This is a genomic window from Streptomyces sp. TSRI0107, assembly GCF_001905845.1.
Taxonomy (GTDB): domain Bacteria; phylum Actinomycetota; class Actinomycetes; order Streptomycetales; family Streptomycetaceae; genus Streptomyces.
The window spans coordinates 278,975-293,470 of the sequence record NZ_LIVZ01000009.1 but is presented as its reverse complement, the minus strand read 5'-3'; the positions used below and the strand labels follow the sequence as shown (position 1 = coordinate 293,470).

The following is a 14,496-nucleotide window of genomic DNA, read 5'->3' as shown; positions in this document are numbered from 1 at the left end:
TATCGACCTGAGGCAGCTGCCCGTTGACGTCCGACCGGAGGAACTGATGACGCTGATCCGACCGATGCTCGCCGTGGCCGTGGCCGCCCTGGCGCTCGCGGGCTGTGGCTCCGGCGGCACGCGGGCGGAGGTGCCCGAGACCGCCACGGGCAGTCTGGAACAGCTGGCCGCGGAGGCGGACTGCGCACCGGACATGCAGACGGACGCCGACGAGATCCGGCAGGCGATCTGCAAGAACGGCGACGGCAAGTTCATCCTCGCCACCTTCGCCACCGACCGCGGCCAGCGCGAGTGGATCAACGGGGCGAAGGACTACGGCGGTCACTACCTGGTCGGCCGCAAGTGGGTGGCCGTCGGCGAGACCGAGGTGGTGACGGCGCTGCGCGGGACGCTCGGCGGGACGCTGGAGGAGGGCAAGGACCACGGAGCGGGCCACGGGGCCTCGCACGCGAGGCACTGACCGGCATCACCGTCCTGGCACGCGACCGTCCCGGCACGTGACCGGACACGCCGAAGGCCGGCGGTGAGGGGAAGCCCCTCGCCGCCGGCCTTCGCCGTGCTCACTGGCACTTACGGCCGGTGTTGATGCAGTTGACCATCTTGTTCATCAACTGCGGGGAGAAGAAGTTGATGAAGTCGTTGTGGTCGGTGATCGGCTTGTGCAGCTGCTCCGGGAAGGTGTCCACCGCGAACGGGTTCTGGACCACCCCGTTCTCGATGGTCGGGGTCGGAACCTCGTACACCAGCCGCACCTGGAGCTGCGGGATCGCCTTGAAGCCGTTGGCGCAGGAGCCGTCGGCCTGGACGAACGCCACGTGGGTGCGGTGGTTGGCGCTGTCGATGTTCTGGCCGTCCCAGCAGCTCTGGAAGTTGGACAGGCGCACCACGTCACTGCCCTCGGGGCACAGCGGGTACTTGTCCGTCAGCTGCCGGTCCTCGAAGCCGGTGCAGGTCCACGCGGTGTTGGCGTTCGCCAGGCCGTTGACGAAGGCCTTGGCGTCACCGGTGATGATGCGCAGCGCCGGCGGCATCGCGACGACCGGGCCGCGCTTGTTGCCGACGAACTTCAGCTGGGCCACCTTGGGCTGCAGGATGCGGCCCACGTTGCCCTCCGTGCCACCGCCGGCGGCGTTCTGGTCGAAGTCCTGCGAGCCGTCCTGGAGGCGCAGCACCGGCCAGAAGTACGACGACTTGTCGCCCTGGTTCTGGCAGCTGGTGTCGGCGGCCGCCAGGTCCTCGTCGCTCGCGAAGGCGTCGTTGTTCTGGTTGCCGACGTAGTCGTGCAGGTGGTGGGCGCCGTTGGTGACACCGGGGGCGACGATCACGTTGTCCGTGTTGTGGTTGTCGTTGCCGTTGGTGCCGCACTTCGTGGTGAAGCTGCCCCGCGATCCGGACCGGCCGTTCGCGGCGAGCCCGTTCGGCAGATTGCGGGAGCCGGGCTGGACGGTGGTGATGTCCTGGAAGTCGGCCGCCACCGGGCCGTTGCCGGCCTGGCCGCCGTTGCCCTGCTGCTGGCCGCCGTCGCCCTGCTGGCCATCGCCGTTCTGGTCGCCGCCGTCGCCGTTCTGGTCCCCGCCGTCCTGGTTCTGGTCCCCGCCGTCCTGCTGCTGGCCGTCGCCGTTCTGGCCGTCGTTCTGGCCGTCGTCGTTCTGGCCGTCCGTGGTCTGCGGCTGCTCGGCCGGTGTGCCGGTGCAGCCGGAGAGGGTGTCCAGCTCCTCGGAGGCGCTGCCGCCGGCCCGGTTGATCTCCAGCTGGATGCGGTCGATGATCGCCTTGCGGCGGTCCTTGAGCGGCTGGAGGATCGCGTTCTGGACGTAGCTCGCGTCTCTGGCCTGCGCGTCCCGGGTGGTCGCCAGCCGCTGGTAGGCGTCGGTGATCTGCTGGTCGAGCGTGGCCAGTTCGCCGTCCACCTCGCCCCGCGCCCGGTCCGGTACCTCGGTGAGCTGCTGGCCGACGTCCGGGCAGTCGATGGTGGCGACCTGCGCCGTGGCTGCCTTCGTCCGGTCCGGCCAGCGGTTCTCCTCGTGCGCCGAGGCATAGAAGTTCGCCCAGATCAGCCCGCCCCCACCGAGCGCTAGGGCCGCCGATGCGGCAATGGCCTTGGTGGCCAGCGGCGTACGGCGTTTTCGTGTGTTGCGTCCCATGGAACTCCTCTGACTTCCTTGCGGGGCAGCATCGAGGCGCCCGACAGGAGTGAAGCGGCTCCCCTCCATACGGAACCGGTCCCACGGGTGTTCAAACGTTGCGGAAATTGCCTCAGGACTACAGCAGTTGACGACTTTCCCGCTGGGCGAGCACCACCGCCTCCGTCTCCGGGTCCAGGCCCTTCTGCGGCCGGTCGGGGCGGAGCGGGGCCACCCCGCCGAGTTCCCGTAGCCAGCTCCAGGTGTCGGCGACGGTCTCCTCGACGGGACGGCAGCGCAGGCCCGCCGCGACCGCCCGGGAGACGTCCGCGCAGTGCAGCGCCTCGTGCAGATCGCTGTTCGGCGGCACCCACACCGGCAGCTGGGTCCAGGGCTCGATCCCGGCCTCCAGGATCAGCTCGGGGTCGGTCCAGCACAGTTCGGCCGTCCCGCCGGTGACGCGCGCGCAGGCCTCCAGAAGGGAGCCGATGGTGGCGTGGCCCCGCGGGGAGACCAGGTTGTACGGGCCGCTCAGCTCCTGCTCGACGCCCCCGAGGATCCACTCGGCCAGGTCGCGGACGTCCACGTACTGAACGGGCAGGTCCCGGGGGCCCGGCGCCAGCACCGGGCCGCCGCGGGCCGTCCGGGTCAGCCACCACGGCAGCCGGCCCACGTTCTCGTACGGCCCGATGATCAGCCCGGCCCGCACCAGCAGCGTGCGGTCCGCGCCGAACGCGTCGAGCGCGGCCAGTTCGCCGCCCCGCTTGTCCCGCGCGTACTCGGTCTGCTCCGCGTCCGGCTCGGCGCCCTCGACCAGCCGCGCGTCCTCGGTGTATCCGGCGGGCGGCGCCCAGTCGTACACCGAGCAGCTGGACACGTACACATAGCGGGCGGCGCGGCCCCGCAGCAGCCGCGCCGCGTCCCGCACCGCGCGGGGCGCCGCCGACCAGGTGTCGACGACGGCGTCCCATTCGCCTTCGGCGAGCGCGGCGAGCCCGTCGGGCGCGGTGCGGTCGCCGTGCAGCGCCCGCACCCCGTCGGGCGCCGGGTGGCGCCCCCGGTGGAAGACGGTCACCTCCCAGCCGCGTTCCAGGGCCGCGTCCACGACGGCCCGCCCCACGAACTCCGTTCCGCCCAGCACGAGAAGTCTCATGCCGGTGACTCTGCCCGCCGACCGCGCGGCGGGGAAGGGGAATCTGCCGTGGGCAGACTCAACGGCCGGCCGGCGGCGTGTACTTGTAGCCGACCCGGCGCACGGTGCGGATGGTGTCGCGGTGCTCGGCGCCCAGCTTGCGGCGCAGCCGGGCGATGTGCACGTCGACCGTGCGGCCGTCGCCCACGTGCCCGTACCCCCACACCGTGGTGACCAGCTGGTCGCGGGTGTGCACCCGGTGCGGGTTGGCCACCAGGTGGGCGAGGAGTTCGAACTCCAGGTAGGTCAGGTCGAGTTCGTGGCCGTCCACCTGGGCGGTGCGGCGGACGGAGTCGATGCGGATGAGGGGTTCGGCGGCGGCCGCCTCGGGGGCGGGTATGCCGGCGGGCTGCTGGTCCGGCACCGCGACCGGCGCGAACGGCGGCTGCTGGTCGGCCGGGACGAGCACCAGGTACCCGACCATCGGCGGCCGGCCGGGCAGGGCGGGCAGGGTGTGCGGCGGGGCCGGCAGCCAGGTGGCGCCCGGCGGCAGGAAGTCCGTCACGTCGACGACGTCGTCGCGGCCGACGGCGCGCAGCCGGTGCCGGGAGACGGGTGAGGGGGCGGTGGGCAGGGAACGAGTGGTCGCCATGAGAGGTCAGCTCTTTCGCGCGAGGAGTCCGTCGGGAAGGGGACGTACGTCGGCGCGCCGGCCGAAGGCCAGGGTGTGACGGCTTTAGAGGGCCGGCGCGTTCGTCGCGCGGCAACACACCCGGTCGAAGTCGTGGTGCTGACGGGAAGGCCAGAAGGGCTCGAGGTCATGGCGACCCGTCGCGGAGTACTTCTGGAAGCTGGCCATGCCTCCATTCAAGCAGACACCGCCCATGGTCCGGGACCCTTCTCTCACTGCTTGGACGCTCTCGGCCGTGAACGTGAGAAGGGGCGCCCGCCGAAAACGGCGGGCGCCCCTTCCCGGAGCCGCGGTGCGGATCAGACCTGGCCGGCCTTCTCCAGGGCGGAGCAGCAGGTGTCCACCAGCAGGCGGGTCACCACGTACGGGTCGACGTTGGCGTTCGGACGGCGGTCCTCGATGTAGCCCTTGCCGTCCTTCTCGACCTGCCACGGGATGCGGACCGAGGCGCCGCGGTCGGAGACGCCGTAGGAGTACTCGTCCCACGGGGCGGTCTCGTGCAGACCGGTCAGGCGGTCGTCGATGCCCGCGCCGTAGTTCTTGACGTGGTCGAGCGGCTTCGAGCCCTCACCGAGCGACTCGCAGGCGGTGATGATCGCGTCGTAGCCCTCGCGCATCGCCTTGGTGGAGAAGTTGGTGTGCGCGCCGGCGCCGTTCCAGTCGCCCTTGACCGGCTTCGGGTCGAGGGTCGCGGAGATGCCGAAGTCCTCGGCGGTGCGGTAGAGCAGCCAACGGGCCACCCACAGCTGGTCGGAGACCTCCAGCGGGGCGAGCGGGCCGACCTGGAACTCCCACTGGCCCGGCATGACCTCGGCGTTGATGCCGGAGATGCCCAGGCCCGCCTTCAGGCAGTTGTCGAGGTGCTTCTCGACGATGTCGCGGCCGAAGATCTCGTCGGCGCCGACACCGCAGTAGTAGCCGCCCTGCGGGGCGGGGAAGCCGCCCTCGGGGAAGCCGAGCGGGCGGGCGCCGTCGAAGAAGGTGTACTCCTGCTCGATGCCGAAGATCGGCTCCTGCGCGGCGAACTTCTCCGCGACCTCGGCCAGCGCGGCACGGGTGTTGGACTCGTGCGGCGTCATGTCGATGTTCAGGACCTCGCACAGGACGAGGATGTCGTCGCCGCCGCGGATCGGGTCGGGGCAGGTGAAGACCGGCTTGAGGACACGGTCCGAGGAGTGGCCCTTGGCCTGGTTCGTGGAGGACCCGTCGAAGCCCCAGATCGGCAGTGCGTCCAGACCTGCGGGCTCACCCGTGATGATCTTGGTCTTGGAGCGGAGCTTGGCGGTCGGCTGGGTGCCGTCGATCCAGATGTACTCAGCCTTGAAGGTCACGGGCCACTTCCTTCGGGGGTGTGTCTGACGCACTTGCGGGTGCTGCGGCGCTGCGGCACTGGGGCGCCGCGCTGATGTCCGTGAGCCTGTCAACAGGCGATTTCCCGGTCATTGCTCGTTTGTGAACCCCGTGTTACCTGGGGGTGGTGTGGCGCGACTCACATCGTGAGGGAGCCGTCGGTGCGGGACCTCACCGTTCGCGTTCGCGGACGGTGAGCGGCCAGGCGGTCGTATGCGACGGGAATACGCCGGCCGGCGGGGGAGCCCCGAGCTCAGTCCGTCCCGGCCGCCGCCTCCCGCACCCCTTCCAGGAAGCCGCGGATCGCCGCCCGCTCCCGCTCGTCGTACCCCCGCAGCAGCTCCACGGCATGCGCGATGAGCGGGCCGAAGTGGGCTTGGCCCAGCTCCACCGCCCGCTGCTCGACCTCGACGACCACCTGGCGCCGGTCGCGCCGCCCGCGCACCCGCCGCACATGACCGGCCCGTTCCAGGCGGTCGACGAGCGCCGTGGTCCCCGCGGAGTTCAGTCCGAGCGCCGCGCCGAGCCTGCCCGCGGTCATCTCCTCGCCGGCCCGCGCGGCGTCCATGAGCGCGATCAGGGCGCGGACGTCCGTGGGGTGCATACCGTTCCGGTTCGCGAATCGCGCGCTGTGCAGGCCCAGTTCGACCGTCACCGCCCGCAGCAGATGGACGAGCTCCATCTCCGGTCCCTCACTCGCCATGCCGACGCCCTCCGCCTACCATCTCGCCAGACGTGTATCTCGCTCAGCGAGATGATATCCGTGACGAGGGGGCGGAGAGCATGTACGACACCGACGGCTTCCGGGCGGCGTACGACAAGGTGATGGCCAAGTGGCCGGCCGAGCGGGAGGCACGCGAGGTGCCCACCCCGTACGGCAGCACGTACGTCAACGTCTGCGGCCCGCGCGACGCGCCCCCGCTCCTCCTGCTGCCCGGCGGCGGCGCCACCTCGGCCTCCTGGTACGCGCAGGCCGCCGACCTGGCCCGCGAGCACCGTGTGCACGCCGTCGACCTGATCGGCGACCCCGGCCGCAGCGTCCCGGCCGGCGACCGTCCCCTCCGTACGGTCGCCGACCTGACGGCCTGGCTGGACGCGCTCCTCGACGGCCTCGGCATCGGCGCGGCGGACGTCGGCGGGCACTCGTACGGGGCGTGGATCGCCCTGCACCACGCCCTGCGCTCGCCGCGGCGGGTGCGCCGTCTGTTCCTCCTGGACCCGACCCAGTGCTTCGCCGGGTACAAGACGGCGTACCTGCTGCACGCCCTGCCGATGCTGCTGCGGCCCTCCGCGCGGAGCGTCCGCGCATTCCTGGAGTGGGAGACCGGGGGAGCACCCCTGGACCCCGACTGGCTCCGCCTCCAGGAGGCGGCCGCCGGCTTCCCTTCCGTGAAGCCGGTGACCGGCCCGCGCCCGACCCCCCGGGCGCTGCGCGGGCTCGACCTGCCGGTCCTGCTGCTCGTGGCCGCGAGCGGCAGGACGCATGACCCGCGCAAGGTGGCGGCCCGGGCGGAAGAGCTGCTGCCGCGCGTCGAGACGGTCGTCCTCCCGGACGTCTCCCATCACGCGCTGCCGCACTCCGCGCCCCCCGGCACGGGCCGCCGCCTCAGCGGATTCCTGCGTGGATCGTCAGGTTCCTGAGCCTCACCCCACCTTCTCGATCACGGCCCGGCGGATCAGGAACTTGCCGGGCTCCCGGACCTGTTCGAAGGCCGCGTTGTTGAGCAGCACACAGCTGCCGGAGACCGAGGTGACCTCCACCGTCGTGGACTTGTTGTTGTCCAGGTTGGTGACCTTCAGCTTCGTCCCGGCCGGGAACTGGTTGCTGGACGCGGCCGGGGCACCGCCCTCGCCGGAGAGGGTGACGGTGGAGCCGTTGCACACCTGCTGCCCGGCAGCCTCGGCGGGCGCGGACGGCTGTGCCTCCTCCGCGGGCTCGGAGGGCGCGGCCTCCTCCGCGGGAGCGGAGGGCTGCGCCTCCTCGGCGGGCGCGGACGGGTCGGCGGGCTGCCCGGCCTGGGAGTCCTGAGCCGACCCCCCGACCGCCTCGCCCACCTCGCACCCGGACGCCTCCTGCTTGCGCTGGATCTCGGCGATGACCGCCTCGCGGTTGGCGATCCTCGCCTCCGACTGCGCGTCCGGATTGGCCCGTTGTCCCTCGATGAACCGCTGGTTGTTGCCGAGCGCGGTGGCGAGGCCCTGGCAGACGGACGAGTCCTTCGCCGACTGCGCGGCGTTCGACGTGCTCGCCATGACGAAGGCCCCGCCCCCCGCCACCGTCGCCGCGCTCACCAGCAGCGCGATCTTCTTCTTCGTACTGAGCGTTCTCCTACGCGACATGCGCGCCTCCTGCAAGAGGTCGGTGGAGCGTACGCCGCTATGTACGAGATCCCGAACGAAGTTACTCAGCGGTCACGGGAGGATGTCGAAGTGGGCTGTGTCACACGGGGTTGGAGTGCGGGTTTCCCGCTCCGCCGCCTGCCGGCCCGGACTTCTCTCACCCCTCCTCGTACGCAACCACGTTGTCGTTGACGTACTGGAGCAGGTCCTCGGTCTGCGTGGTGATCGCGGCCTCCTCCGTCTCCGCGCCGTCGCCCCACTGGCCGTTGGCGAACACCACCGAGCGGACCGTCATCAGCCGGCGGAACACCCCCGCCGCGCCCGGCGGCACCGTCGGCATGCCCGCCTCGGGCGGCGGGTCGAGGGAGACCGTCTGATAGGTCACCGGGTCCATCGAGGCCATCGCGAACACCGACGAGGCATCCTCGACGCGGCGGAAGCTCAGCACGGTCACCGTCACCTGCGAGCGCCGCTCCACGTCCGTGAACAGCGCGGCGGTCAGCCGCAGGCAGCCCTCGCCCTGCTCGATCAGCGCGGCCAGCTCCGGGGACATGCCCTGGGCGCAGTCGGGCGTGGTGGCCAGGTCGACCCGCTCGTAGCGGGAGCCGTCGTCCAGGCGCACGCTCGTCGCCGGGAACGCCTGCTCGGGCCGGACCACGGGGCGCGCCAGCAGGGAGGGGAGGGCGGACGGGGCGTCCGGCGGGAGCGAGCCGGTGACGGAGGGGACCACCGGATCGGCGGTGGTACCGGAGGCGGTCGCGGGCGGCGGGGCGGCGGTGTCGCCTTCGTCGCCGCCGGTGTACATCACGGTCCCGGCGGCGACGGCGGCGAGCAGGACGGCACCGGTCGCGCCGGCCACCGCCCAGCGGGTGCGGCGGCGCCTCCGTACGCGCTCCTGCTCGGCCGCCCACTGTGCGTACGGGTCGATTCCTTGATCACCGAAGGTCATGGCGGCGGAGGGTAACAGCGGGAGCCGCGCCGACTCGCCCCCGCCGACGAACAGTTGGAAACGCCGCTAACGGGACAAGGCGTCGCGTACAGCCTCGTCGGTGCGGCCGACCACGGCCGTGCCGTCGTCGGCGGTGATGATGGGGCGCTGGATCAGCTTCGGGTGCTCGGCCAGTGCCGTCACCCAGCGGTCGCGCGAGGCGGCGTCCCGCGGCCACTCCTTCAGGCCCAGCTCCTTGGCGGCGGGCTCCTGGGTGCGGGTGATGTCCCACGGTTCGAGGCCGAGGCGGTCGAGCACGTCGCGGATCTCGTCCTCGGTCGGCACGTCCTCCAGGTAGCGGCGGACGGTGTAGTCGGCGCCCTCGGCGTCGAGCAGGCTGATCGCGCTGCGGCACTTGGAGCAGGCGGGGTTGATCCAGATTTCCATGCCGGACACGGTACGCCGGGGGTCGCCGGGCGCAGTTCCGGCACCCTGCTCTGTTCGATTTTGGCGATGCGGCCCGGCGGTCTCGGGAAACCGCCCTGACGCACCGCCAATTCCCTTGCTCACCTGGGGATATCCTGCGTCTCAGGGCCATCCGATTGTCAGTGGCGGGCAGTAGAATTGAAGCAGTGTTCGAGGGAATCGCCGGGGCCTTCCGGGCGGTTCTCTGACCGCGACAGGAGGATGCCCGTGCCCGCTGCCGCACTGAAGCCGAAGCCCTTGCCCACCCAGTCCACCGCCCGCCGCGCCGTCCAGCTCGACCTGCCGTACGTCCCGGTCGCGAAGCGGCCGTTGCCGCCGGGGCGGCCGCGCGAGTGGTACATCTCGCACAACCGCCGGCTCAAGGCGATGCGCCTGGCCATAGCGCTGCTCGACTCCGGCGTGTACCTGCCGGGCCAGGCCCGCAACGAGACGATCCGCGACACCGCGCGGCTCATCGGCGTCCACCCGCCGTCGGACACGACGTGCCACATGGTGCGGGCGCTGATGAAGTACAGCCGGTGAGGTGAGGCCGGTGCCGGGTGCCGCGTCTGCGTGCGGCGCCCGGCACCGGACGCGCCTCACCCGGCCAACTCCCGCTCCAGCGGCGTCCGGAAGCGCGGAGTCACCCGGGTCTGCCCCACCCACTCCCGCAGTCTTTCCGCCTCCGCGCCGATCGCCGCCTCCGCCTCCCGGCCGAGCCCGGTGCCGTCGAGGACCCGCCAGACGATCTCGCCGTCGGGCCGCTGGGCCCAGCCGCCCACCACCCGGCCGTCCCACCACACGGTCGGTCCGACGTTGCCGCTGCGGTCGAAGAGCGACGCGCGCAGTTCCGGCGCGAGGTACCAGTCCCGCTTCTGCCAGCCCATGGCGGTCGGGTCGAGCGCGGGCAGCAGGGCCGCCCAGGGCTCGGCGGGGGCCGCCACCGGATCCTCGTCGCCGTCGGCGACGTACCCCGTGCCGTCGACCAGTCCGACCTCCCGCGCCCCGATCGCGCCCAGCGCCCGGCGGACCTCCGTGACGCGCCACCCCGTCCACCACTTCAGGTCCGCCTCGGTGGCCGGCCCGCAGACGGTGAGCCAGCGGCGCAGCAGGTCCGCCTGCGCCCCGGCGACGTCCAGCTCCGGATGCTCCGGCGCCGGCGCCCAGCGGAACTGCGACGACGTCCAGGAGCCCAGCGGGCGGCCCCGGACCACCTTGCCCTCCACGCCCAGCACCCGCAGCAGCCGGCCGGAGACCGTGTGCACACCCTCGTAGCTCTTCCCGGCCGCGTACACGAACTGCTCCCGCAGCCGCGGCTCGTCCGCCGCCAGCTCGGCCGCCGTCGCCTCCCCGCGCCGCGCCAGCGCGGCCAGCGCCGACGCCTCCACCTCGGCCAGCCACGCGGCGTCCGGCGCGCCCGCCTTCGCCATGTCCTTCACCAGCGAGGCCCGCTCCCGCGCGGCGACCGTGATCCCCGTCGAGGCGTGCACGACGGCGGTCAGCTCCGTCGGGAACACGAACACGGTGTGCCGCATGCCGTGCATCCGGACCAGGGTCCTGTCCTCGTACAGCGCGCGCTCGGTCTCCGCGACCGTCTTCACCGGCTCCGCCAGCCGGGCGCCGACCGCCAGATGGACGGTCGCCGGATCCGTGCCGTGCAGCGCCACCAGCGCCTCGGCGACCTCCTCCGGGCTCGCCGCCCGGGCCCCCGCCGCCAGCCGGTGCCGCAGCCCCAGCCGGGCCCGCCGCTCCGCCGTGCCGATGTGCCGCAGTGCCGTCCCGCCGCTCATTCCGACCTCCCCATGGGCCCGGTTCCCGTCAGCCGGGTCCCTGCCGTCGATCCTGCCCGACACCACTGACAACCGGCCCCCGCCCACGCCTCCCACCGCCCGCCACCCGATCGCCGTACCGGGCATACGCCGCCCCCGCCCCGGCCGTTCACTGCGAACAGCAGGCCGTGACCCCGGGAGGTGTGCGATGGAGCGCGACGGCAACGACCACCCCCGCATACGGCCGCCGGCCCCCGCGTGGCAGCCCCGCCACGGCGAACTCCGCGAGCAGGGGCAGCAGCGGCCTGCCGCTGCCGGTGCCCGCCCCGTGCAGCAGGACGGCGGCGGGCGCCCCCGGAGTGTCGGAAAAGGGGATGCGCCGTGCCAGGCGCACACGGCACCCTCGGAACACACCCACCTCACGTCCCAGGGAGGAGGCCCTCATGGGAACCGTCGTGCTCTCCGGGGCGGCCGTCCTGGTCGTCCTGGGATTCGGAAACAGTCTCTACTGGCTCGCCGCCGCCGCCCTGCTCTTCCTGTACGTCCGGTCCGGGCGGGACGCGACGACCCCGACGCCCCCCACGGGTGCCGGGTCCGCGCCCGCCACGTACCAGGACTACCGCGAACGCCGTGACCAGCAGGCCAAGTGGGAGCGCCGCTACCGCCGCGAGCGCCCCCTGGAGGCCCGCCGTCAGGAGCGCGAGAAGAGCGGGTGACCCGGTCCGGTGACCCGGCACCGAGGTCACAGACCCGGGGCGCCCCACACCGGGAACCACCGCCCCAGGTCCTCCTCGATCCGCAGATCACCGGCGAGCGCCGCCCGCACCTCCAGCTCCAGCGCGTTGTCGCGCCGCTGCCTCCCGCCGGGCAGCGGCGCGAACGGGTAGAAGGTGCCCCGCTTGTACAGGTAGACCAGCGCCAGCCGGTGTTCCTCCGGGTCGCGGAAGCCGGCGAGCGAACACAGCAGCTGCGGCCCGAAGCCGTTCACCTCCATCGAGCTGTTCACCGCGTGCAGGTCGTTGACCAGCAGCGGCAGCTCGCCGGGGGAGCGGCGCGAGACCAGCCAGGAGTAGCCGTACACGTCCCGCTCCAGACCCACCGGCGGGCCGCTGCGGTCGGTGTCCGCGTCGAGCAGCGCCCGCACCTCGCGATGCGTCTGCTCGAACGCGGCGCCCTCCACCGTGGCGAAGCACACCGCGCCCCGCCCCGTCGGGGCGAAGGAGAGGGCGGCCTCCAGGGTCACCGCCGCCGAGGGCAGGGCGAAGAGCTGGTCGAGGTCGGGCGCGACCGGCTTGCTGCGCCCGAGCAGGATGTCCAGCAGCCGCATGCTCACCCCGCCTTCCCGGGCGACGCCGCCTCACCCAGCTCCCCGGAGATACGGCCCAGCTGCGCCAGCCGCTGCTCCAGGGTCGGATGGGTGGAGAAGATCCGGGCGAGACCGGGCTCCCGGCCCAGCGCGGGCGTGAAGTAGAACGCGTTGAAGGCCTGGGCCGTCCGCAGGTCACGGGTGGGGATGCGGGCGATGTCCCCGGTCACCTTGGTCAGCGCGGACGCCAGCGCCGAGGGCCGGCCGGTGAGCAGCGCGGCCGCGCGGTCGGCGGCCAGCTCCCGGTACCGGGACAGCGCCCGGATCAGCAGGAAGCTGATCGCGTACACGGCCAGGGACACCCCCAGCACCGCGGCGAACACGGCCGCCGTGTTCTGGTCCCGGCGTCCGCCGCCGAACAGCTGCGAGTAGAACGCGAACCGCACGACCAGTCCGGCGATCACGCCGAGGAACGAGGCCACGGTGATCACGGCGACGTCCTTGTGCGCCACGTGCGACAGCTCGTGCGCCAGCACCCCCTCCAGCTCCGCGGGCTCCAGCCGCCGCAGCAGCCCGGTGGTCACACAGACCACCGCGTGATCGGCGTTCCGCCCGGTCGCGAACGCGTTCGGCATGTCCATCGGGGAGACGGCGACGACCGGCTTCGGCATGTCCGCGAGCGCGCACAGCCGGTCCACCACGGCGTGCAGCTCGGGGTACTCGTCCCGCTCGACGACCCGCCCGCGCATCGCGTACAGCGCGACCCGGTCGGAGAACCAGTACTGCGCCCCCAGCGCGGCCGCCGCGACCACCACGACCAGCACCCAGGACTTCAGCAGCACGATCAACGCGGCGACGAAGCCCACGTACAGCAGCCCGAGCAGGAACAGCGTGACCGCCATCCGCGCGGTCAGCCGCCGGTCGCTCCGGAAGCGGCTCCGCATGGCACACCACCTCACAGCCGGGCACTCGCCCCTCAAGCCAGTGTGCACCCGGCCGCCCGCCAGGGCTCAGGCGGGCAGCCCGGCCTCCCACTTGCGCCGCTTCAGCACGTACGAGCTGAACAGATGGGCCGACCGGTCGAGCAGCTCACCCACCTCGGGATGCCCGCGCGCTTCGAAGCCGCGCCAGCGCTGCACGGTCTGCGCGGCCCAGTGCCGGAGCTTCGGATCCGGATCGTGCAGCAGCCCGACCGCCGCCCGCAGCCGCACGACACCGCCCCGCGCGATCAGCAGCCGGAACGCCGCCACCCGCACCGCCTGGGGCCGCCCGGCGGCCAGCCGCTCCGTCAGCCACTCCTCCGGCAGCCCGGACGCGGACGGCAGCAGCGCGGCCGCCGCCTCCCGGACGACACCCGGCGCCGGGTCGTCGAGCAGCGCCCGCATCCGTTCCGTGTCCGCCGCGTCCAGCAGCCGCAGACCCGCCACCGCCCGCGCCCGCACCCGGCGCGACGGATGCGCCAGCGACGCCACCAGCAGCCCGGCGTCCGCGCGCTCCCCGCACTCCGCCAGCCCGAGCACCGCCCCGGGCGGCAGCGCCGGGTCGCCAGGCCGCGCGCACAGCCCCAGGTACACCGTCCGGGGATCGCCCCCGCCCTGCCGTACGACGTACCGCGCGCACGCCCGCACCAGCCCGGACCGGTCGCTGAGGAACGCCTCGGCCGCCTCCATCCGCCCGGCCGCGCGCAGCGCGGTCACCCCGGTGGACCGGGCCGACGGATGCCGCGCGCCGAGCAGCGACGGCAGCACGTCGTCGTACGTCCCCCGACCCTCCCGTACGGCGGCCAGGGCGGCTTGCGCGCACAGGTCCAGGACGACGACGTCGGTGTCCCGGGCGGCGGTGTGCGCCAGCTCGGCCGGGGAGAGCAGTCCCTCCTCGACGGCCAGGCGGTGCGCGAACCGGCGCACGGCCGGCCGCCGGTGCCGCAGCAGCGGGGCGAGCCCGTCGAGCGGGGTGCGCCGCAGCACCTCCGTCAGCAGCCCCACCGCGTACGCGCCGCGCTCCCGGCGGCCGACCAGCAGGATCAGCGGGGCCAGGGCGACGGCCGTGACCGGGTCGAGGGCCGTGCGCAGCACGTCCCGGGCCCGGTCGCGGACCGGGTCGGCCCAGTCGGCGGCGCGCACGACCGCCAGCGGCAGCAGCTCCGGGTGATCCGGCAGCAGCCGGCCGAGCGCGACCTCACGGACCCGGCCGTCCCGGTGGCACAGGGCGAGCGCGAGGCCGTACGCGTCCAGCGGACCCGCGGCCTGCGCCCGGGTGGGCAGCGCGCGGTACGGCGCCCAGCCGCGGACGTTCAGGTCGAGGTCCGCCCAGGCGTCCGGGTCACCGGTGCCGAGGGCGTCGCGCAGCGCGGCCGCGCCGCCCTCCCAGACGCTCTCGTTCCCGGACACGG

16 protein-coding genes are annotated in these 14,496 nt (G+C 73.2%); 4 read left to right on the top strand and 12 right to left on the bottom strand.

The window, feature by feature from the left end; genetic code table 11:
- Window positions 1-46: 46 nt before the first annotated feature.
- A complete protein-coding gene (locus AMK31_RS25585; protein WP_073942983.1) occupies window positions 47-460 on the top strand; it encodes a hypothetical protein in 414 nt (137 codons plus the stop codon).
- 100 nt (window positions 461-560) lie between these two features.
- Here the strand turns inward: AMK31_RS25585 and AMK31_RS25580 are convergent, their stop codons facing one another.
- From AMK31_RS25580 to AMK31_RS25560, 5 genes are all read right to left on the bottom strand, one after another.
- Window positions 561-2,144 (bottom strand): DUF1996 domain-containing protein, encoded by a 1,584-nt coding sequence (locus AMK31_RS25580; RefSeq protein ID WP_073942982.1) that lies wholly within the window; start codon window positions 2,142-2,144, stop codon window positions 561-563.
- Window positions 2,145-2,262: 118 nt separating this feature from the next.
- Window positions 2,263-3,276 carry an SDR family oxidoreductase gene (locus AMK31_RS25575; protein WP_073942981.1) on the bottom strand — a complete coding sequence of 338 codons (1,014 nt, stop codon included), beginning with the start codon at window positions 3,274-3,276 and terminating at the stop codon, window positions 2,263-2,265.
- Window positions 3,277-3,334: 58 nt separating this feature from the next.
- A complete protein-coding gene (locus tag AMK31_RS25570; protein ID WP_073942980.1) occupies window positions 3,335-3,907 on the bottom strand; it encodes a winged helix-turn-helix domain-containing protein in 573 nt (190 codons plus the stop codon).
- Window positions 3,908-4,245: 338 nt separating this feature from the next.
- On the bottom strand, window positions 4,246-5,277 hold the full coding sequence (gene glnII, locus AMK31_RS25565) for a glutamine synthetase (protein ID WP_073942979.1): 1,032 nt from the start codon (window positions 5,275-5,277) through the stop codon (window positions 4,246-4,248).
- Window positions 5,278-5,549: 272 nt separating this feature from the next.
- Window positions 5,550-5,999: a MarR family transcriptional regulator gene (locus tag AMK31_RS25560; protein ID WP_073942978.1), complete on the bottom strand. Its 450-nt coding sequence runs from the start codon at window positions 5,997-5,999 to the stop codon at window positions 5,550-5,552.
- Between the two features lie 80 nt (window positions 6,000-6,079).
- Between AMK31_RS25560 and AMK31_RS25555 the strand changes: the two genes are divergently transcribed.
- Window positions 6,080-6,937: an alpha/beta fold hydrolase gene (locus tag AMK31_RS25555; protein WP_073942977.1), complete on the top strand. Its 858-nt coding sequence runs from the start codon at window positions 6,080-6,082 to the stop codon at window positions 6,935-6,937.
- 3 nt (window positions 6,938-6,940) lie between these two features.
- On the opposite strand, the gene AMK31_RS25550 is transcribed toward AMK31_RS25555, so the two are convergent.
- The 3 genes from AMK31_RS25550 to AMK31_RS25540 form a co-directional block, all read right to left on the bottom strand.
- On the bottom strand, window positions 6,941-7,636 hold the full coding sequence (locus AMK31_RS25550) for a hypothetical protein (RefSeq protein ID WP_073942976.1): 696 nt from the start codon (window positions 7,634-7,636) through the stop codon (window positions 6,941-6,943).
- Window positions 7,637-7,793: 157 nt separating this feature from the next.
- Complete coding sequence (locus AMK31_RS25545; RefSeq protein WP_241842715.1) at window positions 7,794-8,585, bottom strand: hypothetical protein; 792 nt, start codon at window positions 8,583-8,585, stop codon at window positions 7,794-7,796.
- Window positions 8,586-8,651: 66 nt separating this feature from the next.
- On the bottom strand, window positions 8,652-9,011 hold the full coding sequence (locus AMK31_RS25540; protein ID WP_073943056.1) for an arsenate reductase family protein: 360 nt from the start codon (window positions 9,009-9,011) through the stop codon (window positions 8,652-8,654).
- Between the two features lie 246 nt (window positions 9,012-9,257).
- Here AMK31_RS25540 and AMK31_RS25535 point away from each other — a divergent pair, with 246 nt between their 5' ends.
- Window positions 9,258-9,572, top strand: coding sequence for a hypothetical protein (locus tag AMK31_RS25535; protein ID WP_073943055.1), 315 nt, complete (start codon window positions 9,258-9,260; stop codon window positions 9,570-9,572).
- 56 nt (window positions 9,573-9,628) lie between these two features.
- On the opposite strand, the gene AMK31_RS25530 is transcribed toward AMK31_RS25535, so the two are convergent.
- Window positions 9,629-10,819 carry a winged helix DNA-binding domain-containing protein gene (locus tag AMK31_RS25530; protein ID WP_073942975.1) on the bottom strand — a complete coding sequence of 397 codons (1,191 nt, stop codon included), beginning with the start codon at window positions 10,817-10,819 and terminating at the stop codon, window positions 9,629-9,631.
- 422 nt (window positions 10,820-11,241) lie between these two features.
- On the opposite strand from AMK31_RS25530, the gene AMK31_RS25525 reads away from it, so the two are divergent.
- Window positions 11,242-11,514 carry a hypothetical protein gene (locus tag AMK31_RS25525; RefSeq protein ID WP_073942974.1) on the top strand — a complete coding sequence of 91 codons (273 nt, stop codon included), beginning with the start codon at window positions 11,242-11,244 and terminating at the stop codon, window positions 11,512-11,514.
- A gap of 26 nt (window positions 11,515-11,540) precedes the next feature.
- Here the strand turns inward: AMK31_RS25525 and pspAB are convergent, their stop codons facing one another.
- The 3 genes from pspAB to AMK31_RS25510 all read right to left on the bottom strand — a co-directional run bounded on the left by pspAB (window position 11,541) and on the right by AMK31_RS25510 (window position 14,494).
- Window positions 11,541-12,125, bottom strand: coding sequence for a PspA-associated protein PspAB (gene pspAB / locus AMK31_RS25520; RefSeq protein WP_073942973.1), 585 nt, complete (start codon window positions 12,123-12,125; stop codon window positions 11,541-11,543).
- 2 nt (window positions 12,126-12,127) lie between these two features.
- Window positions 12,128-13,048 (bottom strand): zinc metalloprotease HtpX, encoded by a 921-nt coding sequence (gene htpX, locus AMK31_RS25515; RefSeq protein WP_073942972.1) that lies wholly within the window; start codon window positions 13,046-13,048, stop codon window positions 12,128-12,130.
- A gap of 66 nt (window positions 13,049-13,114) precedes the next feature.
- Window positions 13,115-14,494 carry a hypothetical protein gene (locus tag AMK31_RS25510; RefSeq protein WP_079186926.1) on the bottom strand — a complete coding sequence of 460 codons (1,380 nt, stop codon included), beginning with the start codon at window positions 14,492-14,494 and terminating at the stop codon, window positions 13,115-13,117.
- Between the last annotated feature and the right edge of the window lie 2 nt (window positions 14,495-14,496).